The sequence below is a fragment of the Micromonospora sp. NPDC049359 genome (genome assembly GCF_044466585.1).
GTDB lineage: Bacteria > Actinomycetota > Actinomycetes > Mycobacteriales > Micromonosporaceae > Micromonospora.
Window position 1 is genome coordinate 426340 of the sequence record NZ_JBITMW010000003.1, and the last position, 21950, is coordinate 448289.

The window sequence follows — 21950 nt, forward strand, 5'->3', positions numbered from 1 at the left end:
TAGGCCGGTGGTCGACGCAGATCCGGGGAAATACCGAGGTGACCTTCCCGTCGCGCCTGACCAGGGCCCCGAGCTGGTGGACTACCCCCAGCCCGGCCCTGGCCGGTCGAGGGCCGGCCTCCAGCCCTCTCTTGCGCCTCGTCAGCGCGCGGCGCGCTTGATGAGTTCGGCCGCGGCGAAGGGCTGCGAGATCATGGCGACGTGCGACGCGTTGACCTCCCGGACCTGCGCGCCGGCCCGCTCTGCCATGAACCGCTGCGCCTCGGCAGGCAGCACCTGGTCGTTGCGGGCAACGAGGTACCAGGAAGGAATGTTCTTCCAGGCCGGTACGCCCGACGGCTCCCCGAGAGTGCGCGCGTCGGCAGGCCGCTGCCCGGTCCACATCAGCTCGGCGGTCGCCTTCGGCACGTCAGCGGCGAACACCTCCCGGAAGAACTGCCGTTTGATGTACCCGTCGACGAGGCCGGCCTCGTAGGGCCGAAAGTCCAGCGCCGCCTCATTGAGCTTGCTTCCCGGGTACTTCGTCTGTAGACCCAGCAGCGTCTCGCCCTGATCGGGCGCGAACGCGGCCACGTAGGCCAACGCCTTCACATTCGGGTTGCCGGTCGCCGCGTTCGTGGCGACGATCCCCCCGTACGAGTGGGCGGCGAGCACGATCGGGCCGCTCAGAGTGGCGAGGACGCTCGCCAGGTACGCGGAGTCGGAGGCCACGCTGCGCAGCGGGTTCGCCGGAGCGATGACCGGGTATCCGTCGCGGATGAGGCGAGTGGCGACGTCGTTCCAGCCGGAGGCATCGGCAAAGGCGCCGTGCACGAGTACCACCGTGGGCTTCGGCTGATTGGCGGGTCGCGGGTGGGCCTGTGCGGCGGGTGCCCCGAGCGCAGCCCCGGCGGCGGCCGCGGCGGCACCGGCCAGCAGTGTTCGGCGGGTTGTCGTCATTGATATGAGCCTTTCAGTAGTCGTTTCCGGAAGAGATTCCGGTTGAACCTAAAAGGCGTTGCTTGACGGACACTGAACGGGAATGCAGCTCGACTGCCGGGCGATTTCCGTGTTCGTCAAGTCGTTCGGCCTAGTCTGCGGCCATGACATTCTCGAAGAGCGAAACCGCTGCCAAATGGGCCTTGGCGATCCACTTCGTCTGGTACGTGGTCGCCAACCTCGCCCAAATCGTGGTCTGGTGGTTCGTCACCCCGGACCAATTCTTCTGGCCGGTCTGGTCGATCGTCGCCTGGAGCATCGGGCTGGCGTTCCACTTCTGGGCGGTGCGGAGATTCCTGTCCACTTCGCACAACTCCTGGCAACTGCGCCCGGGGCGCTGACGGCGCCATTCCTCTCGGAGTTCGTCCGTGATCCATTCACGGTCGGGGCGCTCGCGCCGAGCAGTTCGGGGCCGGCACGGGTCACCAGGGGACTTCCCGAGCGGCGAAGAATCCGCCGATGGGACCGTCCGGACCGATCTGGGCCATCCGTACGGTGTTCTCCGAGCCCTGCGGGGCGGGCCTCTGCGCACCGAGCCGTTCCCGCCTCGGTCCGGGGATCTCCTGGACCACCGTCAATTACGACGTATGGCCGGGCGGCGGTCGGTCCTGATTGCGCTTCCCACCTCAGGCCGCGGCGCTTCGCCGTCGATCCGGAAGCTCACCGCGGCCTGAGCGGGCAATGGGTGGGCCGTGATCAGCCGAGCCCGGCCGATCCGATGGCGGCGGCGAGGTCGTCCGGGTGCGAGAGCATCGGCGAGTGTGCGGAGTCCAGCTCGATCACCTGGGTCGGGGACGTCGAGACGGCGTCGATCTCGGCGATCAGCCGTCGTTGCGGCGCCGGCGGAACGGCGTTCTCCTTGGTGCAGACCACGTACGTCTTGGGTACCGAGCCGTAGCGCTCGCGGGTCACGACCGGGGCATCGGCCGCGATGCCGACCGGCGCGGCCGGGGCGAGCAGGTCGATGGCGGAATCGGCGGTGGCCGCGTCGACGTCGCCGTATAACGCCTCCCGTACGGCCCGACCGATCTCGACGCGGATGTCGATCGCGGAGCGGGGGCATCGTTCCGGGCTCAGGACGCAGACGCGTCCAGCTATGACGGGACGGCGGCAAGTTCCGCGGCGCCGAACGAGACGGCGAAGCGCTTGCACCAGATGCTGACGCTGCGGAACTCCGCCGGGTCGACTCCGGCGGCCAGCCGGTACACCTGATCGCCCTGGTTGCCCTTGAGTTTGCCCAGTTCCGCGTACCGACCGTCGTCGAACACCCGCCAGCCGGCGGTGCCTGCGCGAACCCGCTGATCGGACAACCACACCCGTAGGTCAGGGCCGTCGCTGGTGTCCAGCCCGTCGATCTCCAGCTGGTGACTGCCGTCCGGGTTGCGGACCATCCGGACCGTGCCGCTGGTGTCGTGCTCGTGGGTGATGAAGGTTCCCTCTGCGAGAACGATCGGTGCGGCCGGGACGTCCGCGGCGTCGGATGAGGACCGAGACGGCTGCGCGGACTGAGACGGCTGCGGGACGGTGGAGAGGGGCTCCGCCACGACCGTGTCGGTGAACAACCGCCACGGTTGGAACCAGTAGAGCGCTCCTGCGGCACCGATGCCGAGCACGGCAACGACGATCCAGGCGACAGGAGCGCGGAGAAGACGGCGAGTCACGGTTCAAGTCAAGCCGCCGGACCTCATCGTGACCAGGCAGGGCCGGATTACCGATCGCTTACGGCACGTGCGGGGCGATCCGGCCGAAGATGTGGGCCGTTGCGGCGTCACGGATACGGGGGCCGGCTCCACCGGAGGCCGGCCCCCGTATCGGGCGTACGCCCCTGACCAGGTCGTCTACTCCGGCCTGCGTGACGCTGCGATAGTCACGCAAAGAGGTTGCCGGCGAGGTCGGCGTAGAAGAGGGCGGGGTCGCGGGAGAGCGAGGCCTTGACGTTGGCGGTGGGCTTGTCGGCGATGACTTCGATCTTGCCCGCCTCCAGCCCGTCGAGGGCCTGGGTGACCACCTCGTGGGGCGCGAGCTTGGGGATGTCGATGCCGGCCATCATGTCCGTGTCAGCGATCGCCAGCGCCAGGGCGGTGACCAGAGTCTTCTGGTCGGCCAACTCGAGTCGGATGCCGTTCGTCAGGGACCACTCCGCGGCCTTCGAGGCGGCGTAGCCGTTGCTGCCGGGGGAGAAGGTGTACCAGCTCAACGCGGAGATGACGTTGAGAATGGCGCCACCGGCCAGCCTCGGCGCGAACGCGCGGGTGACGTTGAGGGTTCCCCAGAAGTTGGTGTCGAAGTCTTTGCGGATGTTCTCCGTCGAGGGCCCGAGCAGCGGGGCGTCCGTGGAGGTGCCGGCGTTGTTGATGAGGATGTCGAGGTCGCCCACCTGGGCCGCCGCGGCCTCGATGGACGCCGGATCCGTGATGTCCATCTGGAGGGCGATGGCACCGGGAATGTCGATGCTTTCCACACGCCGGGCGGTCGCATAGACGGTGGCGCCGCGGGCGAGGAGTGCCTCGGCGAACGCCTTGCCGAGGCCGCGGTTGGCGCCGGTCACGAGAGCTGTTGAGCCGTTGATTTCCATACCAACACGCTAGAACCTCACGTTGACGTTAGAGGCAAATGCTGCGAGGTTAATCACGGCCGCCCGTGTCCGCAGGAGCATCGCCCGGCTCAGGGCGACCCGCACAGCGACTGATGAAGCCCGACGGGTCGCCGCGCTCCACCCGTACCGTCCATCTCCCCACGGCCAGGACGTGGTTGCCTCCGCCGGGTCCGGATAGCCTGGCCGGCTTCCTCCTCACCGCGGTGCGTGCGGGCTGGTGGCGTACCGACGCGGCCCCTCGGTGGCCTGCTGCCGATGAACGTCGCGGGCGATCAGCGGCTCGACCAGTGCGAGCAGCAGAGCAGCGGCGGCGACCAGCCCACCCACCAGTGCGGTGTCGGCGATGCCGGGTCCGGACAGCAGGGCTCCGCCGAGGAGCGCCCCGCCGGCGATACCGACGTTGAAGGCAGCGGAGTTCCCGGCCGACGCCAGGTCTGAACTGCCGGGAGCCACCTCCAGCACCCGGTTCTGTAGGGCCGGGGTCAGCGCGCCGAGCGCGAAGCCGGACAGGGCGAGCATCACGGCTACAGCCGGTTGCCAGCCGGAGAACAGGTACAGGCCGACCAGCGAGACCACGAGAACGAGGAGCGAGCCCACCATGGTCCCCCGTTCACTGCGGTCGACCACGGCACCGGCGACCGCGATGCCACCAAAGTTGACCAGGCCGCGCAGCAGCAGCAGGGGGCCGATCGCCGCTGCGGGAAAGCCACTCACTTCGGTGAGGAACGGGGCGGTGTAGGTGAACGCGGTGAACAGTCCGGTGATGGACAGGGCGGTGGTCGCGACCAGGATCCAGTAGCGCGGGACGCTCGGCGCGGTGCCGGTCGCGGCGTGTGCGGCTCCGACCGGTGTCGTTGGCATCAGGACGGCGACCAGCCCGAGCGCGAGCAGGCCGAAGCCGGCCAGTGCCACGAAGGTCCAGCGCCAGCCCGCCTGCTGGCCCAGCCAGGTCCCTGCCGGCACGCCGAGCATCGGTGCGAGAGCCGAGCCGCCGAAGACCGTCGACATGGCCCGGCCACGTACCCGCTGCGGAAAGAGGCTGGCCGCCGCCGGCCCGACCACCGCCCAGAACACCGATTGACTGAGCGCCACGACGACCCGCGCCGCCAGCAACATCACATAGTCCACCGCCACCGCCGACAGCAGGGTCGCCACCACGAAGACACCCAGTAGCACGGATATCAGCAGCCGTCGCGGTACGCGGCGAGTGACGTACGCCAGCGGCACGGAGACGATCGCGACGGTCAACCCGTAGCCGGTCACCAGCATCCCGGCGTCGGCGAGCGACACCCCGAACTCCTCCGAGATCAAGGGGAGGAGGCCGACGGGCATCGTCTCCATCGCGACGTAGCAGAACGCCCCCACGGCGAGCGCAACGAGTGCCGCCACCGCCGTCCGCCGGTCTGTCGAGGGGTCGGCCTCGGTCGTCGGTTGACTGATGTGATCACTCCTTCGCCAGATGCGCCGCGTCCATGTCGAGCAGGCGACGTCGCGGATGCGTCGGTCGGGCTCGTCCAGCACCGTCGTTGACGAGCGCCTCGAAAGACCAGTGGGCGACCACCGGCTGCTCCCACCGATGCCGGCGTTCCGTCACTGGTTCTCCGGGTCCGTCGGGCGTCGACGCGGCGCGCGGAGTACCGCGGCGCCCAGGAGCCCGCCGAGCGCGTGGCAAAGGCTCACCCCGCCCAGCAGGACAGCCACGCCGGCACCGGCCGCCCCGCCGGCCAACGCGGATCCGATGGCGCCGGACGCGCTCTTCAGGCCAGCGCCGACGGTGAACACCTGGGTGTGCAGCTCGGGTGGCGCCTCCCGGCCACGCACCACCAGCAGGGAACAGAACATCAGGCCGTTGATCAGGCCGCTGATCGCGAAGGCAGGCAGGTAGACGGCAGGGGTGGTGTGGAACGCGGCGGCTGCGGCGAACGGGACGGCAGTCGCGAGGAGACAGACGAGGATGACGTTCTCGGGCAGCCACGAGCGCAGTGGGAAGTACACATACAGCAGTGATCCGGCCAGCGCGCCCAGCGCGATGAGGGACAGGATGACACCGGTCAGCGAGGTGCTGTGGACGCGCTGCGCCATCAGCGCGGCGGTCACCGGTAGCGCGCCGGCGCCCAGCTGCCCGAGGCAGCTGCCCAGCGTGACCGAGCCGAGGGCCGGCCGCCTGATGATGACCTTGGCGGCGGCGAGGAAGTCGGCCCCGCGCAGGTGATACCTCTCCGAGCGCTCGCGTCGCGCCAACGGCAGCGACCACAGCAGCAACGAGGCGGCGGCGGCCGAGCCGGCGAGGCAGAATACCGCGATCCGGCCGCCGAACGCGCCGGCCAACACCGCCGCCGCCGACGGTCCGACGATGCCCGCAAGGCCGTACAGGGTCGAATCGATGCCGTACGCGCTGCGCAGGCGCCCGGGGACGAGCTCGTTGAGCAGGCTGGTGAGCCCGCCGCTGAGCAACGGGCCGACGCAACCGGCAGCCAGTGCGGCGGCGACGGCCACCCATCGGGGAGACGAGCCGGTGGCCACCGCGGTCAGTGCGAGCGCTGTGGCGTACACCAGAAGCGCACCGCTGTAGAACACCTTGCGCCGGGAGATGGCGTCGGCCACCGCGCCGACCAGCGGCGCCGCGACCACGTGCGGGACCACGAGCGCAGCGACCAGCAGGCCGCCGAACCCGGCGCTCCGCGTGGTCTCGACGGCGAGCAGGACGAGCCCCACGCGGGCACCCTCGTCGGCCAGCCGGGCGAGTGAGGCGAGCAGCGAATATCGGACCAGATTGCTCCGCTCGCCGCCGGTATCGCGCTGGTCCGCGCCGGCATCGGTGAGCGTCATCCCCTCTCGGGCCACCGTCGCTGCTCCTCCCGCTACGCCATCTGCTGGGACTTACCCCCCCAGCCGCCGTTCCGACCCACGGTCCCACCGCACCGTTGAGGGGCATCTCGAACGCCCTTCGGAAACAGGCCATAGCACTGCGCCGGCAGTTGGTTAGGCCCGCCGTTCGTCGCGTGGGCCTCCGTGGGTTGTTCAGCGGCCGCTGATGCGGGTGCCGGAGGTCGCATCACATGCGAATCGGCGGTGACCGTCCGAGTGGGGGTCACCGCCGATCGGTAGTCGAACCGGTCAGGCGGCGGAGCAGGCGGAGTCCAACTCCTTGAGGGCTGCTTCCAGAGCCTTCTTGCTGGGCTTGGCGTCGGCGGACTTGTTGTACGCGTCGCTCAGGGCCATCATCTCGTTCTGGATCTTCTCGGAGGCGGTGGTGACCACGTCGTTGGCGCCTATCGTGTGCGCCAGGATCGCGACCGAGCCGGCGACCCACTGGGCGCTGACCGCGAAGTGCCCGGCCGGCGGGCCGATCTTCTCGGCCTTGGCGATCTTGGTGGCGTTGTCCTTGATGTCCTTGTTGATGTCGGCGCAGGCCTGCACCGTGGCCGCGTCGTTGGCCGCACTGCTGGCTGCGGTGGTGGCCGGACCGCCGGTCGGGGCGGCGCTCGAGGCCGCCGGAGATGGCGCGGTCGCGGTGCTCTCGGATTCGGGCTGCGGATCGCAGCCGGACATCGCGAACGCCGCCCCGACGGCCAGGCCAGTCAGGACGAGTCGAGTTCGGTTCATCGATGTTTCCCCCGTGATCTTCATGATCGGCGCACGCTACCAGCCGCAGTCGATCGGGTGGGACCAGTTATCGGGCCAACGGCGGCTCTAGCCGGTGCGTCGTCGATCGACAGCAGGACCGGCTCGTCAACCCTCGATGGGCGTTCGACGGGCGCCGACGGGCCAGAGAACCGTGGTCGGGACGCCGTGGCGCCGCGCCCACTCGATGGTCCGGTCCGTCGACGCGGGGTGCAGGCCAGGTCTGCCGTCCCACACCGCCACGAGTCGCTGCACCCGTCGGACCAGTTCCCGGTTGGCGACCACGTACGCTGCGGTGTCCGAGCGGTCGTGTCCGGTGTGGACGACCGCGACCGCCCGGTCGAGCAGCTCGTCGAAGACCAGCCGATTCTCCGGCCTGATGACCGCGAGCCGGTAGTCGAGGGCCGGAAGGATCACCTCGTAGGTGCCGCCCAGGTCGAGGATCGTGCGCGCGAAGACCTGGTCCGCGCCGGCCGCCAAGCAGGTCACGCCGTGTACCGGCCGGTCGCTGATCCGGCCCAGCTCGACGCGGAGCGCGGCGGCGACGAGCAGTTCGGTGTCGCGGGTCAGGTTGATGTGCCCGGTCACGCCGACGCGGACCGGGTCGAGGTCAGGCGGCATCCGTCGGGCCTGTCCGCTGAGTGGGCACCGGGGGTGCCAACCGGATCAGCTCGAACCCGCTGTCGGACAGCACGTCAGGCAGTGCCCGGACCCCCTCGCGATTCTGCTCCCGTACGTGGGACGGCAGCTCGTCCCACGGCCGCAGGGCGGGGTGCCGTCGCTGGGCGTCGTCGCGCGGGTCGCCGTACGTCCAACCGTCCCCGCGCCGTTCCCGGCACCACCGCTCGTGCTCCAGGCGGGCGAGTTCCTCGATCCCGTCGTCGATGGCCTGCCCGGCGGCCGAGGCGTCAACGGTGCCGCCGTGCCGGGGCGCCACGACGCAACCGAGATCCAACAGCTTGGCGGCGATGTCCTGGACGTAGGCCCGGTTGGCCCGCCGCAACGACTCGGGTAGTCGTGACCAGTCCACCATCGCCGAGGCGTCGCCGAGTCGTACCCCGGCGCGCTGCTGGGCCTGGACGTACCGTTCGTGGATCAGCCGGGCCAACCGCTCGGTGAGATCTTCGGCGATCAGCCGGGCGTCGCAGGCGTGGGCGAGCACCGGATAGAGGCGGAGCTTGCCGTGCACCTCGTCGAGCAGGTCGTGCCGGGAGTCGCCGTGAAAAGCCGCGGCGAGCGCCGCCTGCCGGTAGACGGGCACGAACACGGCACTCTCGGCGCCCTGCCACAGGGCCGGCGTGTCCAGCACGAACTGCAGGCCGTTGATCTCGTCCGGCGCGCACACGTAGATGCGGTCGTAGCGGTCGCGGCCGAGACCGACGACGCCGTCGAGATCCAGGTCGTACGCGGTCATCTGGCAGACGGTGGCCAGGAACGGGTAACGCGAGGACGCCAGCGCGATCTCGGAACCGGCATCCGGTGCCACGACGTCCACCCGCAGGGGTGGCGCGGCGTGGCCCCCGGGGGTGTCGGCGCGGAACGCACGCCAGTGCCGGGCGGTCTCCACCAGGAGCGCCCGGCGGAAGGTGCCGGTGCCCGCGATCAGGATCCTCGTTGGTCGGACTCCCGCGCCGGGCAGCGGGTGGTGTCGGTGCAGCGCGCGTGCGGCGACGTCGTCGACGTGGAAGTAGTCCAGCCGCAGCCGGCTGGAACCGGCGGCGCCGAGCCGTCGGGCCTGCAGGGACAGACACATCTCCGCGTCGTGAACCAGAATGTAGACCCGCGGTGGTTGTCGTCGTTCCTGGATGAGCCGGTTGGCGGTGTTGGCGATCGCGTGGTTGCGGTCGTCGTCCTCGCTGCAGGCGTAGATGGTGTGGGCTCGGGGTAGTCCGGCGCCGCGCAGCACCTCGGGGCTGGTCGGGTCGCCGACCACGCCGAGGTACCGGCGCCGCCGGTACTCCAGCGGCCCGAACGGCTCGGAGCGCACCACCACCACACGTTCACCGTCGGCGAAGAGCCGGTCGGCGAGCATGTGGGCGAACTGGGAGTCGCCGCAGACCAGGACGTGACCACGTGCCCGCCGGGCGCGCAGGCGGCGACTCTCGGCGGCCAACAGCAGCCGGCTGGCCTCGGCCACGGCGAGGAGCGTGAACAGCGGGGCGGCGAACCGGGCGACCTGCAGCTGCCACGGGTAGGGGCCGGCGTTCTGGAAGGGTTCGGCGCCGAAGACGAAGAGTTGCAGGTCGTAGTAGAGCACGTCGTACGGATCGTGGGCGACGTCCGGACGGGCTTGGAGCAGGCGCTCGAAGCCGACATAGCCGAGGACGAGGGCAGCCAGCCCGATCAAGCCGAAGAGGACTCGCAGACTCCAGCCGGTCGGGCGGGACGAGCCGGCGACCGGATCCGTCATGAGTCCATGGTATTTGACGAGGTCGATCGGGCTGTCGCTCGACGCGCACGCGGGTGTGCACCGACGGCCCCGGTTCGGCTACGGAAAGTCGTCGGGTCGGGTGTCGGGCAGCGTGGCCAGCAGTTGCCCGGCCAGCCGCCGCACGGCGCCGTCGTCCTCCTGATGCGCGAGCCGTACGAGCACCTCCCGGGTCCGGGTGTCCCCGTCGTAGTGCCGGGTCAACGCGAGCAGCGCGGTCCGGCGGATCTCCCAGTCATCGTCGTCGGCCAGCCGCAGCAACAGGTCCCGTACCCCCGTGCGACCGGCGAGACTGGCACCCAGCTGCTCCACGGCCCGGCGGCGAACCTCCAGCGCCGGATCGTCGCGGACCAGCCCGACCAGCAGCACCTGCACCTCCGGGTCGGTGCCGAAGTGCTCGCCGAGGGCGGCGGCGATGCGGGCGCGGATCGCCGGGTCCTGGTCCGACAGGCGGCGCATGAGCCGCAGCGTCACCGCCATGGATGCCGAACCCTGCTGGGTCAGACAGCGTACGGCCGCGTCGAACACGGTCGGGTCGGTGTCGGACTCGACGCATTCCAGCAGCACGTCGGTCACCAGTTCCGGGCTTCCGTACGCACAGAGGGTTTGTACGGCGGCCAACCGGATGCCGACGTAGCTGTCTCGGCGGGCCCGCCGGCACAGGGTCTCGATGAGGCCCGGGGCGTTGCCGTGGCGGGCGAGCGCCTGGGCGGCGGCGCACAGCACGTTCGGGTCGGGGTCCCGACTGACCTGCTCGGCAAGGCACTCCCGCACCTCAAGGTCCGGCGGGTCGGCGAGGCGGGCCAGGCTACGGGTGACCCGGAGCCGGACGATCGGGTCCCGCTCCTGGGAGGCGCGGCTGATGAGCAGATCCCGGGTCGCGTGGCCGAACAGCGGTCGCCCGGTGAGCAGTTCGACCGCGGCGAGCCGGACGCTCGCGGTCGGATCGCGTCGGGCGCTCTCCAGCAGCAGTTCCCCGGTGCGGTGGTCGGGGTAGGCCTCGGCCAGCGCGCGCACCGCGGCGAGGCGTACCGTCGCGTCCTCGTCGACGTGAGCCGAGCGGGCCACCACGGTCCACCCGGTGTCGTCGGCGCGGTCCCGGTCGATCAGGGCGGTGACCGCGGCGGCTCGTACGGAGGAATCCTCGTCCTGCTCGATCTGGTCGATCAGCCGGGCCCGGCAGCGCCCCTCGAGGTCGGGTACGAGCGCCAACCGCTGTACGGCGACCGCGCGCACCCGGGCGGACGTGTCCGAGCAGGCCAGCTTGAGCAACAGCTCGGTGTCCTCCGGACCGGGTCGCTCCGGCAGCAGCCCGGTCAGCAGGCAGCGGCGGACCTCGTCCGGGGCGTCGCCGGTGATCCGCCGCAACGCCGTGGTTCGTGCGGTCTCGGCGTACTCCGGCAGAGCCAGCAGACGCTTCAGCACGCACTGCACCACGCCGGGATCGGTGTCGGTGGCCAGCAGGCGCTGCATCGTCTCGGGTGCGTCCGGCAGGTCGGCGTAGCGCGTGCTGAGCACTCCTGCGGCGGCTCGCCGCACCGCGACGGCGGTGTCCCCGGTGGCCCTGGCCAACACCTGACGGACGTCGTCGGAGAGTTCGGACCGGGTGCCGAGGGACTGCACGGCCAGCGCCCGCACCGCGAGATCGGGAGAGTTGGCGAGGTCGCACAGCACCTCCACGAATTCGAGGCCGGCGCCGAGGTGGGCGACCAGTGCGCGTACGGCGGCCTGCCGTACCGCGGTGGAGACCTCGGCCTGCGCCTGGGCGAGCAGGATGTCCCGGCATCGGCCACTGTTGCCGCCGGTGGCCTCGATGCGGCCGGCGGCCTCGGCCAGCCCGGCGACCAGGGTGAGACGGGCCTGCCGCTCGCGGCCCTGCCCCAGCTCCCGGACGAGCAGGTCCTCCATCTGCTCCTCGGCGGTGGACAGCACCGCCGCGATCCTGGTGGCGAAGGGAGAGCCGGATCGCCAACTGGTCCGGACCCCACGGCGGCGGTACCAGTGCAGGAAGACCTCCCGGCCGGGCCAACCCGGGCCGAGAGTCCGGATGGAGGACAGCAGCTCCTGCTCGGTGAGATCCACCAGGTTCGGGTCGTCGGCGGAGATGCCATGCTCGATGAGACGCACGACCTGGCGCAGCAGGGCGTCGCCCGCACCGGCCAGTTCGGCGGGCTGCGGCGCCTCGGCCACGCACTGCGCCGCCAGCACCAGGTTCCACGGCGGCCCGGTCAGGTTCAGCGGCGGCCACAGTTGAGTGGCCTCGGTGGCGAGCAGGGTGACCAGCTCGTTGGCGACCCGGGCGGGCAGGGCGCCGGCGACCAGTCGAAGCACCTCCCGCCACGACGGGTCGGCCCAACGCTCGCGAAACAACGAACGCAGATGATCGAGGCCCGAGGCGGACGGATCGCGCTCGTATCTGTCCACGATCTCTTCGGCACAGAAGAACTCCAGGAACGCGCGGTGCACGAACCCGAACAGTCGTAGGCCGTAACGCTCCAGGATGAAGCTTCGCTGCCGCAATTTGTCGATCATCGAGTGGGCCATGGCGAGGGCCCGCTCATTCTCGAAACCGTAGAACTCGACGAGGTTGTCCCGGAAGATGCACGCCAATTCGTCGGACTCGATGTAGTTGCCGGCGGGGCCGGACTCGCGGAACTGCATCCAGTAGGCGAGGTGACGCAGCAGCCGACGCTTCGCCTGTAGGTCGAGCGACGGCACGTCGCCGTGGCTCTCGCGCAGCTGCTTTGTCACATCCCACTCGGAGATCAGTACGTCGGTCACGTGCGCGTAGAGCCGGCGTCGGTTGCGGGGCAGCGGGTGGCCCCGCCCGACGATCGCCATGAGCATCAGCAGCAGGGGGTTGCCGGCGATCTCGCGCATCGCTCGGGAACTGCCCACCACGTCGAGGATCTGCCGCCGTTGCCGCTCCGCCTCCGCGGCCGAGGTGGGCACCACGTAGCGGTACCAGTTGTCGAGAAACCTCGCGATCTGCTCGTCGTCGAGATCCTCCAGGGTGAAGTGGTCGAAGCCCGCGTTGGCGAACGTGTGCCGCTGGTAGCCGGCGGCCCGCGACGTGACCACGGTCAGCACCCCCGGGTATTCGTTGGCGAACGTGGCGATCTGCGCGGCCACCTCTTCCCGCTGCGCCGGGTCGAACACCTCGTCCAGGCCGTCGAAGAGGAACAGCGCCTGGCCGCCCTGGCGCAGGTACGCCTCCAGCACGTCCTGGTCGATACCGGCCAGCCCCTGCTGGTGGCGGTGGCCGACGTAGTCGAGCAAACCGTCGCACCGGCCGTCGCCGTGATGGGTGGCGTAGGAGCGCAGCTCGATCAGGACGGGTAGGTACCGGTCCAGCGCACTCAGTCGAGGCTCGACGCAGACCCCGGCCAGCGTCAGCGCCAGGTACCGCGCGGCCGCGGACTTGCCGGAACCGGGGTCGCCCAGCAGCACGATCGTGCGCCGCCCCGGGTCGGACACCACGTCGAACAGCGACAGCTCGTCCTTCGCCGCGTACTCCTCCCAGAGCCGCTCCACCTCCTCCGGGTTCACCACCCCGGGCAGCCCGCCGACGTCGCCGCCCGGCGTGGACCCGGCCCAACGCCACCACGCCAGCGGCATCTCGGGTCGCGCGTCCTCGTGAACGCGGGGCTCCACGAACACGTTGGGCAGCCCGACGGTGAGGTAGCCGATGGTGGGGCGCGGTGAGACCGCGTCCACCGAGACGGCGTGGTATCGCAGCGACAACTGCTTGTAGTACTGGTTGCGCACCACCGTCGGCAGATGAGTGTCCGGGTCGGCCGGCTCGCGCGCCGGGGATCTGCCACTGCGTACGTCGGCCAGTGCGGCGGTCACCTTGGCGGTGAGGTCGTCCACGCCGGAGAAGAAGGCGCAGAGGTGGCGCTCCTTGAGCTCGCGGCGCAACGCGACGATCTGCTGCCAGTCGGCATCGCGGTCGATCATGTCGACCGGCCAGGGTGTGTCCTCCGCGAGCAGGAAGACCAGGCAGGGCTTTCCCGCCGCGAGCGCCTCCCGGTACTCCAACTCGGTGATGGAGGACTCCTGGCCCGGCGGTCGGAACCCGTACCGCCAGGCGAACAGCCCCACGTAGAGGTCGCACCGGCGCACGTCGGCGAGGCAGCGTTCCAGTGGCGGCCGGATGTCGGCGCCGTACGCCTCCATGGCCACGTCGTCGATCTCCAGACGGCGAGCCACGGCGTGCACGGCAGCGCGGTATTCCAGCAAGTCCTTTTGGGTGGCCGAAATGTAGACCTTCATGAACGGCAAACTCCAGAGGGTGGCTGGCGACCGCATCATTGAAAATATCAGTCGTTGTCACGTCCGTCCGACCCGCGAACACTCCGAACGCCCGCCGTACATGGGATTCCCGCCGAACCCGTGCCTATGATGGCCACCAACGGAAACGGATCCGGTCGGTCGAATCGCGCCCTCGTAGAGTTGTGGTTGTCCGATGCGGATCCGTGTCAGTGCCGGTCGCGAGGGGTGTACGTCAATCAGCATGAGCCGCGTACGCGGGACGAACGCGGGTCGGTGGCAGCGTCGCGGAGGAAGCCATGCTCACGGTCGGTGAGGTGCACACCAGTCTTCTGCAGCACAGTACGGCGTTGGCCCAGGAGCAGAGCGCCGACGTGCTCAGCCTGATCGAGGGCGAGGCCGTGCTGACCTCCCGGCGTCCATCGCTGTACGCGGTGTCACCCGATGTTCGCACCGGTGTCGACTGCTGGCTCCCGAGCGCCAGAAAGCGCCAGTTACGTGGGGTGGGCGCGGTTCTCACCCGGGCCATCATCACCGGCGGCCGGATCGTGCAGGCCTCCTCGGTCATCCACGTCGTCGCCGGGCAACGCCGTCGGCCGTGGTCGCACTACCTGGCCAACCCCGGCGTCCTCGAGACGGTCGGCAAGCTGGACGTCGCCGACCTGAGCGCGGGCTTCCTGCACGGCAACAACGCCGACGTGCTGAACCTGGAGGCGATCACCGGCAGGGTGCTCGACGGTGTGCAGATGTCCGACCTGCTGGACCGGCGCCCGCCCCTGCGCACCGCCCGCACACGGTTGCGCTGGACCGCGCAGACGGACGAGCGTCCCAACCGGGACGTCTCGGCGGTGGTCACCGTGGACTCACCCACCCTGCGTACGGTCGAACTCGTGCTCGCCCCGCAGGACGTGCCGGCGGCCGTGGCGGGGCTCTGCGAAGACCTCGCGTTGCACGACTGGCTGCTGACCATCCTGTCCTCGCTGGTGGAGTCCGCGGTCACCCGATCGGCCTCCGGGCAGGAGCACGTCGAGCGGCTGCGTCCGGTGCTGGAGCACCTGCTGCACCTGTGGCTGCCGGGCGCGCGGGTGCACCCGCGACTGCGGCCGATCTGGGACCAGTTGGAGCAGGTACCCGGCTTCAGCCGTCAGTGGAACTCGTCGGTCAACTGGATCCGGGACCAGATCAGCGTGAGCAACATGGCTCTGCTTCGCGACCTGGCCGGCCGGATGGCCGTCGACGAGCCGTGCGGGCGCTGAGCACACTCAGTCGCTGATGAACACGTAGCTCAGCCGGTCGACCAGCTCACTGGGTAGCTGCAGGCCCTCGCCGCCGGCCCGTTTGGCGACCTGCTGCGCGACCGTCGGCGGCACCGCCACCTGGCCGAGGATGGTCCGTACGGCCAGCTCCACCGGCAGGTACTCGGTGCCCATGAGGGTCAGCGTGCGATACGCGCAGAACGGCGCGGCCGCCGGGTTGAGCTGGACGATCGCCGGCAGCTGGTCCCAGTCCGTCGGTAGCTCGCCGACGAGCTGGCGCGGCTGGGTCATCGTCTCGCCCCGATGCCGTAGCACGCCGAGCCGGGTCATCTGCCAGACCGAGGCGAGCAGGGCGCAGGCCCACACCCGGGCGTCCGGCTCGTCGGACCAGAGCTCGATGTCGACGAAGATGGAGTGCCGGGGATCGCCGGACTGCAACGGCGGAGACCACGGACGCGGCAGGGTCATCGCCGGCGCGTCGACGTGCCCGGGGGACCGCTTACCGTTGGACAGCCAGCCCGACTCGCTCAACGGGGGGCGACTCCCGGTGGTGCCCCGAGGGGGTTCCACCACCAGTGTGTCGACCACCAACCGGGCCAGCTCGGCGCCGTCGTGCCGGGCGAAACTGGACTCCCGGGCCACGTAGTCCAAGGTCAGGCCATGCTCCGCCGCGGCGCTCTGCACCTGCGGAATCACCTCGCGGGGGGTGCCGAAGCGGTGGAAGTAGTCGTCCAACATGAAGCAGGTGCTGATCCGCGGCTCCCGGGATGCGGGCAGCCCGCGTCGGGCCAGCGCCGGGATCGCGGCCGACCAGTCCGCGATCCGCTCGAACTTGCGCCTCAGCTCCTCACACCCGTCGCCGAAGTCCTCCGCGTAGAAATGCCCCAGCTCCACGGACAGATGCGAGTACGCCACGCTCTCTGTACGACGCACCGCAGCTGCCTCCTGGAACCTGACATCCATGCCGATCACGCGGTGTCCCATGCCGTCTCGTCGAAAAGCTTCTCAGTCAGGTCAACGAAGGCGTCCACCGTCTTGACGTTGGCAATTTTGGATTGCACGTCGTGGTCGGAGATCAGCTGCTCCCGCCACTGCAGCAGAGGATCCAGCGGCACCACGCCGAGAAGTGTCGTACGTCCGACACCCCGTCGTCGGGCCAGCTCCGACAGCTCCGCGTCGCACTTGCGCAGGAAGGCCTGCTGGGCGAGGCCGAGATGGCCGACCTCGGGGCCACGTGAGTCGATCACCGCCGTCCGGATGAAGCGCAGCGACTCCCGTAGCCTCTCCGGCTCGTGGCCGTACTCCTTGCCCATGGCCACGATCCCACCCGCCTCGAAGGCCAGGTCCGCCGCCGCGGTGACGTGCTGGGGAGTCCACCGGTGGAAGACCAGCCAGCGTACGGCGACCTTGCGCAGGGTCGAGGTCGCGGTGGCGGCGAGCGCGATCTGACTGGCGTACGACCGGCCGGCGCTGAGGTCCACCAGGGTCAGGTCGAACTCCTCCTCCAGCCGGAGGAAGAGCTCGGCGCACCGCTTGGCGATGTCGTTGGTGAACCCGAACTCGCTACCGTTGCGTTGCCCCGGCAGGAGCACCAGCGGACCGGACCCGATGGGCCGCTGACGCAGGCTGGCACGCTCGGAGGTGCCCCACACGTCCAACTGCTCCGGAGACGGGATCTCCCCGCGTAGATATCGGTGCAGGCCGCCACCGTTGGGCCCGGCGCCCTCCACACCGTTGACGGCCTGCGGAATCTGGAACGTGATGCCGGCGGTCGGCGAGCCGAAGTCGTAGTCCAGGTAGCAGGTGGGGTGACCGGACAACGCGCTGCGATAGGCGATGTTCGCCGCGGTCACCGACCGGCCGGTGCCGCCCTTGTGCGACGTGACGAAGACCAGCATTCAGATCCCCTCGCTGGCCTTCTGCTGCCCGGTGGCGACGTCGTTGAGGAGCAACAGAAGCGTGTTCACCAGCGCGGCTGCTGTGCCGGGACGCTCGTCAACCAGCAACTGCGCCCGGCCGAGGCTGGCTCGGATGCTGCGCATGCTGCGCTGCATCGCCTCACCGTCGAAGGTGCCGCGCATCAACTCCCGGTCGAACAGGTATTCGGCCTCGTCGATGAGATCCTGCGCGTAGTCGGCCAGCCGGCCGGCTCGTGGGAACGGTCGCTCCCACAGCAGTTGACCGGAGGTGACCAGCGCCTGCGCCACCCGCACGGTCAAATACCAGGAGGGTGCGTCCGGCTTCGGCGCCAGGCCGGGGAAGGCGCCACTGGCGTGGTCCCACAGCCCCTGGTGCCGGCCGTCCGGGATGCGCCGCAGCAACAGGTGATCCCACACCTCGTCGGCCAGCTCGAGCAGTTCACTGCGCCGGCGGGCGTTGCTCAGCAGACCGGCGACGGCGGCCGCCCGCTGTAGCAGCACCACGGAGAACTCGTTGACGTTCCAGGTCATGATCGGCTTTGACGTGTCGTCGTTCAGGGTCACCCGCTTGCCTGGCGCGTGCACGAACAACGCCGACTCGCCGGGTGACGCCCGCCGGGTGATCCGCGCCCGCTGCGCCAGCTCCACCAGTACCGAGGCGATCCGCCCGAGCTCCTCGTCACCGCCGCGCCCGACGGCGAGCAGACCCTTCACGGCGAGCGACGTCGTCTGGAGCGTGTAGTAGTCGGTCCGGTCACCATCGGTCGTCCGCCAGGGAATGTCCTCGATGGGCCACCGTCGTCGGTTGCCGAAGGTCGCCACCGTCGCCCAGTACGTCCGGGTGAGCTCCCAGCGCAGTTGCAGCGCCCGGGACAGCCGCTGCTGCTCCTCGTTGAGCAATCCGAGCAGCCGGGTGCGTTCGGAGTTCAGGTCCTCGATGGCGTCCATCGCGATCACGGTGAAGTAGAGGTAGGGGGCGTTCTCCGCGGAGCCCTCACGCTGCCGGCCGATCGGCTCGGTGGTCGGAACCTCATCGGTCCCGGAGATGAGCCCCCACGACCAGCCGCACTCGAACAGCATCTCGCTGTTGTCCAGGTCCTCCGTCACCCGACCCGAACCGAGGACCACGCTACGCAGGCTCGCCATGGTGTCCCGCAACTGCTCGCGCAGCGCCGCCACCAGCTCGCGGCGGGGCAGCTCGTCCTGATTGACCATGTCGCACAGACGAATGCCGTACTCGTCGGTGGAGGTGAAGACGAAGGTGCTGAAGCTGCGGAGCAGGCCGACCATCGCCGCCGTGAGGCGCACGCTCGCCATGGCCTCCAGTTCGTCCAGTTGCGCCAACAGGTCACGCCGCTGGGTGGACCCCCGGTAGACCTTGACGAAACCGATCGTCGCCAACGTGAGGGTGACCGACACCGCGAAGGAGTCGACGATGTCCAGGGAGCGCTGCTCCTCGGTGAGCTCCGGACCGCCCTCCAACGGGGTGAGGTAACTGCCGCCGCCGAAGATCGGGGTACCGGCGTCGTCGGTGTACCGCCGGAAATAGTCGATCATCACGCTGACCAGCCGGCGGGGAATCTCGATCGCGCCGCCGAGCGGGCTGAGCGCCTCGATCACCTCTTCGTCGGCGCGGTCCGGGTCGTCGAGTGACAGCACGGGGACCTTGGCCGCGGGAAGCAGCAGGGTCAGTAGTTGCTCCGCGTCGCTGATCGAGTTGCTACCACTTCGGCCACCCCAGTGCCATTCACCGTTCGTCCAGCAACTGCGAACCGTAGCCCGCCAGATGTCGAGGATCTCCTGGCGCGGCTGCATCCGCATGATCCACCGCCGTCTGTTGTAGTCGTCGACTTGAAACCGCTGATATAGCCGTGCCCACGATGATCCACGGTGCCGTACAACGTCATGGTAGCGGGCCAGTCGAGTGGCACTTGAAAGGCTTCGATGGCCGCGTGTCGGCAATCCGGCCAATCGGACGCGGGGCAATGTCCCGCCGCCACGTTGCGCCGACAGCACGATGTCGGCGCATTCCACCGGCAGGCACGGGCGCTATCCGCGGGTACGGCCGGTGGCCAGCAGCATGCCCACATATCCGTCCCGCAGCGGCGGCTTGGGTCGCACCTCGTGGACGTCCAGGTCGTACGCGCCCGCCGCGATGGTGGCCACCACGTCGGCGCGCTCCAGGGCCACGGCCGGGAACCTGCGCCGACCGACGCTGTAGCCGACGGATCCGAGCATGACCGTCACGGCGAAGGGCGACCTGGGCCGCAGCGCGTCCAGAAACCGACCGATCGCGTGCTCGGCCTCGGCCTGGTCCGCCGAGATGGAGCAGGCCACGAAGAACATCGTCCCGGCGTTCCAGGCGTGCCTCGGCAGGGTGAAGACGCTGGCCCGCACCACCCGGCCCACCTGCGCCAGTCGTCGCCGCGGGTCCGCCAGTGCCGCGTACGCCGGGTGCTCCGCGCACACCTGCCAGTACGGGTCCCAGAGCTCGTCGTAACTGTCGACCTGCGTGCGCAGCCAGTTCACGTTTGCCGCCGACCATTCACACAGGTCGACGGCCTTCGCGAACGGTAGCAGCGACATCGCCGGGTAGAGATTTGCCCCCGACCCCACGTCGACGCACCGCGCGTCGGAGAGCTTCGCCTCGCCGAAGAAGTCCCGGATGCGGCACAGGATCTCCCGATCGTCAGGCCGCAGATCCGCGTAGTTGTGCCGGACATACGCCTGCGGGTCGAAGCTGTCCCACTCGACGTCGGAATTGACCGGCCTCGGCGACTGAATCGGCGAACGTGGCGTCGACTCGCCGCAACCGCCCCCAGCCGCCGGGGTCAACGCCATGGACGGGCCTCCATCGGGTCGGCGGATCACATTGGTCGTTGAAGCGGCGCTCAGTACACAGCCCATTATGTATCGATGGTGGTGCGCGCTCACAAGTGCAGGAAGCCCGCCGTCCGCCCGAAGTGACGACGACAGGACGGTGGTCCGGTGCCATGCCGGCCGCGCGATGAAGGCCGGCACGTGCGGGCAGCAGCCTTCGCCATCAGTCCCACCAGAAACTCCAGCAGTTCACGCCCATGACTGATTCGGCGTACGTGCGGAAGGTGTCGGTGTTGCTCTGCCAGATGTTGTCCGGGCAGAAGGCGAAGTGTTCGGCGGTCACCCGCCCGCCAGCACTCGGCGAGGAACGCGTCGCTGTCGTGCTGCTCGGCGGTGCTGATCTGGTCGTACTCGACGTCGACGCAGAACGGGTCGTCATCGCGGTCAGCGTCGAGTACGAGCAGAGGCCACAGTCTCGTTGGTGATCCCGCACCGAAACCCGTGGCGAACGGCATGTGGTTGGAGGGGCCCGACGCATCCTCCTAGGATGCTTTACAGGTGGTGTCTAACTCCGCACTGGGCCCGTGGCCCGTTCGGTCGACTGGAGCTGCGGTGCGGGACACGGGCGAGCCAGCTGGCACTTGTCGCTGACTTGTTTGTCGCTGCTTCGGGTAGTTACCCGCATGAGTGGTGCCCAGGAGCGTTCGCCCGATCCGCACTCCGGTGTCGACGCCGTGGCGAGCGAGGTGCGGCAGGCGGCAGAGCAGGCTCGCCAGCGTGGGCGTCGGGGGTGGCGGGTGCGGCTGCACCTGACGCACGTCATCCTGGTGATCACGGTCCAGGCGGCGTTGGCCGCAGCGTTGTCCTGGTTCATCGGACACGACCTGTTGGGTATTCCTGCGCCGGTGTTCGCTCCGTCCGCGGCGGTCGGAACGATCGTCGCGGCAATCGGCCAGCGGGTCCGACGAACCGTCCAGTCGCTGGTCGGCGTGGTACTCGGAATCCTCATCGGGGACGGTCTGCTCTATACCGTCGGTCCGCGACCGGTGCAGATCGGTTTAGCGGTGGGTATCGCGATCGCGATCGCGCTGGTGCTCTCCGGTGGCAGCGGTGCGATCGTGGCCCAGGCCGGTGCTTCCGCCGTCGTGGTCACGACCCTGTCGCCGGTGGATCCCAATCTCGAGTGGCCCAGAATCCTGGATGCCCTCATCGGTGGGGCGGTGGGGCTGCTGGTGGTCACACTGCTCTTCCCGGTCAACCCGATGCGCGTTCTCGACCGGGCGGCCACGCCGATCGTCCAGCTGACCAGCGCGGAACTACGGACCATCGCGACCGCGTTGAACGAACGTGACGCTGAGCAGGCCATCGCGTCCCTGCAGCGCCTGCGGGCCTCGGGACCGGATCTCGCGCGCTTGTCACAGGCGCTCGACGGGGCGAGGGAGGTGGTGAGTCTGGCACCGGTGAGATGGCACCGGCGAGACGACGTGGAACAGTTTGCCCACTTCGCCGAGCATGCCCAGCGGGTGATCGGCGACGCGCAGGATCTGGCGCGTACCTCGGCGACCGTCTTGCAGTACGACGAGGCGGTTCCGTCCGAGCTGACCACGACACTCAGGCAACTCGCCGACGCCAACGAGCGCCTGCGGGCCGAACGCGTGTCGGGACGTGAACCGCGGCTGGCGCGAGCGACGGCCCTGGCGGCCATGCACAGCGCCCGCCGGGCCGTCGATGGTGCCACCGGCCGGTTCAGTCAGACCCTGGTCACCCAGACGCGGGTCGTGGCGAGTGACCTGCTCCGCGCCAGCGGTCTCGATCCGGAGACAGCCAACCGGCTCACGCGGGAACGTTTCGGCGAGAGCCCCTGAGGCGGCGGAGGGCATGACGCACCTGCCTGCCCAGGTGGCCGGCCTCCTCACCTTCGCTCGTCGTACTCATCCCCGGGCTGCCGCACTCCTCGGGCTGTGACGACCGGCGGCGTTGCGGTCTTGTGGGCCCGGACACCAAGCCGCGTAGGTCCTCGGCGAGTACCCGCCGCTGTCGGGGTGAAACGGCGGCTC

General features: G+C 69.7%; 18 protein-coding genes. 3 read left to right on the forward strand and 15 right to left on the reverse strand.

What is annotated here, in order from left to right:
• Window positions 1-141 precede the first annotated feature (141 nt).
• The gene (locus ACIBTX_RS10495; protein WP_357124913.1) at window positions 142-939 is read right to left on the reverse strand and encodes an alpha/beta hydrolase; all 798 of its coding nucleotides are present in this window, start codon (window positions 937-939) and stop codon (window positions 142-144) included.
• A 143-nt stretch (window positions 940-1082) separates the two neighbouring features.
• Between ACIBTX_RS10495 and ACIBTX_RS10500 the strand changes: the two genes are divergently transcribed.
• On the forward strand, window positions 1083-1319 hold the full coding sequence (locus tag ACIBTX_RS10500) for a 2TM domain-containing protein (protein ID WP_357392453.1): 237 nt from the start codon (window positions 1083-1085) through the stop codon (window positions 1317-1319).
• Between the two features lie 355 nt (window positions 1320-1674).
• Here ACIBTX_RS10500 and ACIBTX_RS10505 read toward each other — a convergent pair whose 3' ends face one another.
• The 9 genes from ACIBTX_RS10505 to ACIBTX_RS10545 all read right to left on the reverse strand — a co-directional run bounded on the left by ACIBTX_RS10505 (window position 1675) and on the right by ACIBTX_RS10545 (window position 13901).
• A complete protein-coding gene (locus ACIBTX_RS10505) occupies window positions 1675-2130 on the reverse strand; it encodes an alpha/beta fold hydrolase (RefSeq protein WP_357392454.1) in 456 nt (151 codons plus the stop codon).
• Window positions 2073-2639, reverse strand: a complete 567-nt coding sequence (locus ACIBTX_RS10510; RefSeq protein WP_357124921.1) for a DM13 domain-containing protein — start codon at window positions 2637-2639, stop codon at window positions 2073-2075. Before ACIBTX_RS10510 ends, ACIBTX_RS10505 begins: the two co-directional genes overlap by 58 nt.
• A 206-nt stretch (window positions 2640-2845) precedes the next feature.
• Window positions 2846-3553, reverse strand: a complete 708-nt coding sequence (locus tag ACIBTX_RS10515; RefSeq protein ID WP_357124924.1) for an SDR family oxidoreductase — start codon at window positions 3551-3553, stop codon at window positions 2846-2848.
• A 216-nt stretch (window positions 3554-3769) separates the two neighbouring features.
• On the reverse strand, window positions 3770-4963 hold the full coding sequence (locus tag ACIBTX_RS10520; protein ID WP_357124927.1) for an MFS transporter: 1194 nt from the start codon (window positions 4961-4963) through the stop codon (window positions 3770-3772).
• A 201-nt stretch (window positions 4964-5164) separates the two neighbouring features.
• Window positions 5165-6418: an MFS transporter gene (locus ACIBTX_RS10525; protein ID WP_396832352.1), complete on the reverse strand. Its 1254-nt coding sequence runs from the start codon at window positions 6416-6418 to the stop codon at window positions 5165-5167.
• A 273-nt stretch (window positions 6419-6691) separates the two neighbouring features.
• Window positions 6692-7180 (reverse strand): hypothetical protein, encoded by a 489-nt coding sequence (locus ACIBTX_RS10530; protein ID WP_357392458.1) that lies wholly within the window; start codon window positions 7178-7180, stop codon window positions 6692-6694.
• A 126-nt stretch (window positions 7181-7306) separates the two neighbouring features.
• A complete protein-coding gene (locus ACIBTX_RS10535) occupies window positions 7307-7819 on the reverse strand; it encodes a hypothetical protein (RefSeq protein WP_357124936.1) in 513 nt (170 codons plus the stop codon).
• A complete protein-coding gene (locus ACIBTX_RS10540; protein ID WP_357392460.1) occupies window positions 7809-9608 on the reverse strand; it encodes a RyR domain-containing protein in 1800 nt (599 codons plus the stop codon). Before ACIBTX_RS10540 ends, ACIBTX_RS10535 begins: the two co-directional genes overlap by 11 nt.
• Before the next feature lie 78 nt (window positions 9609-9686).
• A complete protein-coding gene (locus tag ACIBTX_RS10545) occupies window positions 9687-13901 on the reverse strand; it encodes a HEAT repeat domain-containing protein (protein ID WP_396832353.1) in 4215 nt (1404 codons plus the stop codon).
• A 296-nt stretch (window positions 13902-14197) separates the two neighbouring features.
• On the opposite strand from ACIBTX_RS10545, the gene ACIBTX_RS10550 reads away from it, so the two are divergent.
• Window positions 14198-15154 (forward strand): SCO2521 family protein, encoded by a 957-nt coding sequence (locus ACIBTX_RS10550; RefSeq protein WP_355047830.1) that lies wholly within the window; start codon window positions 14198-14200, stop codon window positions 15152-15154.
• 6 nt (window positions 15155-15160) lie between these two features.
• Here the strand turns inward: ACIBTX_RS10550 and ACIBTX_RS10555 are convergent, their stop codons facing one another.
• The 5 genes from ACIBTX_RS10555 to ACIBTX_RS10575 all read right to left on the reverse strand — a co-directional run bounded on the left by ACIBTX_RS10555 (window position 15161) and on the right by ACIBTX_RS10575 (window position 20431).
• Window positions 15161-16138 carry an SCO2522 family protein gene (locus ACIBTX_RS10555; RefSeq protein ID WP_355047831.1) on the reverse strand — a complete coding sequence of 326 codons (978 nt, stop codon included), beginning with the start codon at window positions 16136-16138 and terminating at the stop codon, window positions 15161-15163.
• Window positions 16123-17052, reverse strand: a complete 930-nt coding sequence (locus tag ACIBTX_RS10560) for an SCO2523 family variant P-loop protein (protein ID WP_355047832.1) — start codon at window positions 17050-17052, stop codon at window positions 16123-16125. Before ACIBTX_RS10560 ends, ACIBTX_RS10555 begins: the two co-directional genes overlap by 16 nt.
• Complete coding sequence (locus ACIBTX_RS10565; RefSeq protein WP_396832354.1) at window positions 17053-18888, reverse strand: SCO2524 family protein; 1836 nt, start codon at window positions 18886-18888, stop codon at window positions 17053-17055. It abuts the gene before it with no gap.
• A 234-nt stretch (window positions 18889-19122) separates the two neighbouring features.
• The gene (locus ACIBTX_RS10570) at window positions 19123-19914 is read right to left on the reverse strand and encodes an SCO2525 family SAM-dependent methyltransferase (RefSeq protein WP_396832355.1); all 792 of its coding nucleotides are present in this window, start codon (window positions 19912-19914) and stop codon (window positions 19123-19125) included.
• 202 nt (window positions 19915-20116) lie between these two features.
• The gene (locus tag ACIBTX_RS10575) at window positions 20117-20431 is read right to left on the reverse strand and encodes a DUF4253 domain-containing protein (protein ID WP_396832356.1); all 315 of its coding nucleotides are present in this window, start codon (window positions 20429-20431) and stop codon (window positions 20117-20119) included.
• 46 nt (window positions 20432-20477) lie between these two features.
• Between ACIBTX_RS10575 and ACIBTX_RS10580 the strand changes: the two genes are divergently transcribed.
• Window positions 20478-21758, forward strand: coding sequence for an FUSC family protein (locus ACIBTX_RS10580; protein ID WP_396832357.1), 1281 nt, complete (start codon window positions 20478-20480; stop codon window positions 21756-21758).
• The last annotated feature ends 192 nt before the right edge of the window (window positions 21759-21950 follow it).

What these genes read in the sequence shown, in the direction of transcription:
- ACIBTX_RS10495 (WP_357124913.1), bottom strand. Translation starts at nt 939, where the DNA reads ATGACGACAACCCGCCGAACACTGCTGGCCGGTGCCGCCGCGGCCGCC.
- ACIBTX_RS10500 (WP_357392453.1), top strand. Translation starts at nt 1,083, where the DNA reads ATGACATTCTCGAAGAGCGAAACCGCTGCCAAATGGGCCTTGGCGATC.
- ACIBTX_RS10515 (WP_357124924.1), bottom strand. Translation starts at nt 3,553, where the DNA reads ATGGAAATCAACGGCTCAACAGCTCTCGTGACCGGCGCCAACCGCGGC.
- ACIBTX_RS10530 (WP_357392458.1), bottom strand. Translation starts at nt 7,180, where the DNA reads ATGAACCGAACTCGACTCGTCCTGACTGGCCTGGCCGTCGGGGCGGCG.
- ACIBTX_RS10535 (WP_357124936.1), bottom strand. Translation starts at nt 7,819, where the DNA reads ATGCCGCCTGACCTCGACCCGGTCCGCGTCGGCGTGACCGGGCACATC.
- ACIBTX_RS10540 (WP_357392460.1), bottom strand. Translation starts at nt 9,608, where the DNA reads ATGACGGATCCGGTCGCCGGCTCGTCCCGCCCGACCGGCTGGAGTCTG.
- ACIBTX_RS10545 (WP_396832353.1), bottom strand. Translation starts at nt 13,901, where the DNA reads ATGAAGGTCTACATTTCGGCCACCCAAAAGGACTTGCTGGAATACCGC.
- ACIBTX_RS10550 (WP_355047830.1), top strand. Translation starts at nt 14,198, where the DNA reads ATGCTCACGGTCGGTGAGGTGCACACCAGTCTTCTGCAGCACAGTACG.
- ACIBTX_RS10555 (WP_355047831.1), bottom strand. Translation starts at nt 16,138, where the DNA reads ATGGGACACCGCGTGATCGGCATGGATGTCAGGTTCCAGGAGGCAGCT.
- ACIBTX_RS10560 (WP_355047832.1), bottom strand. Translation starts at nt 17,052, where the DNA reads ATGCTGGTCTTCGTCACGTCGCACAAGGGCGGCACCGGCCGGTCGGTG.
- ACIBTX_RS10565 (WP_396832354.1), bottom strand. Translation starts at nt 18,888, where the DNA reads ATGCAGCCGCGCCAGGAGATCCTCGACATCTGGCGGGCTACGGTTCGC.
- ACIBTX_RS10570 (WP_396832355.1), bottom strand. Translation starts at nt 19,914, where the DNA reads ATGGCGTTGACCCCGGCGGCTGGGGGCGGTTGCGGCGAGTCGACGCCA.
- ACIBTX_RS10575 (WP_396832356.1), bottom strand. Translation starts at nt 20,431, where the DNA reads ATGCGTCGGGCCCCTCCAACCACATGCCGTTCGCCACGGGTTTCGGTG.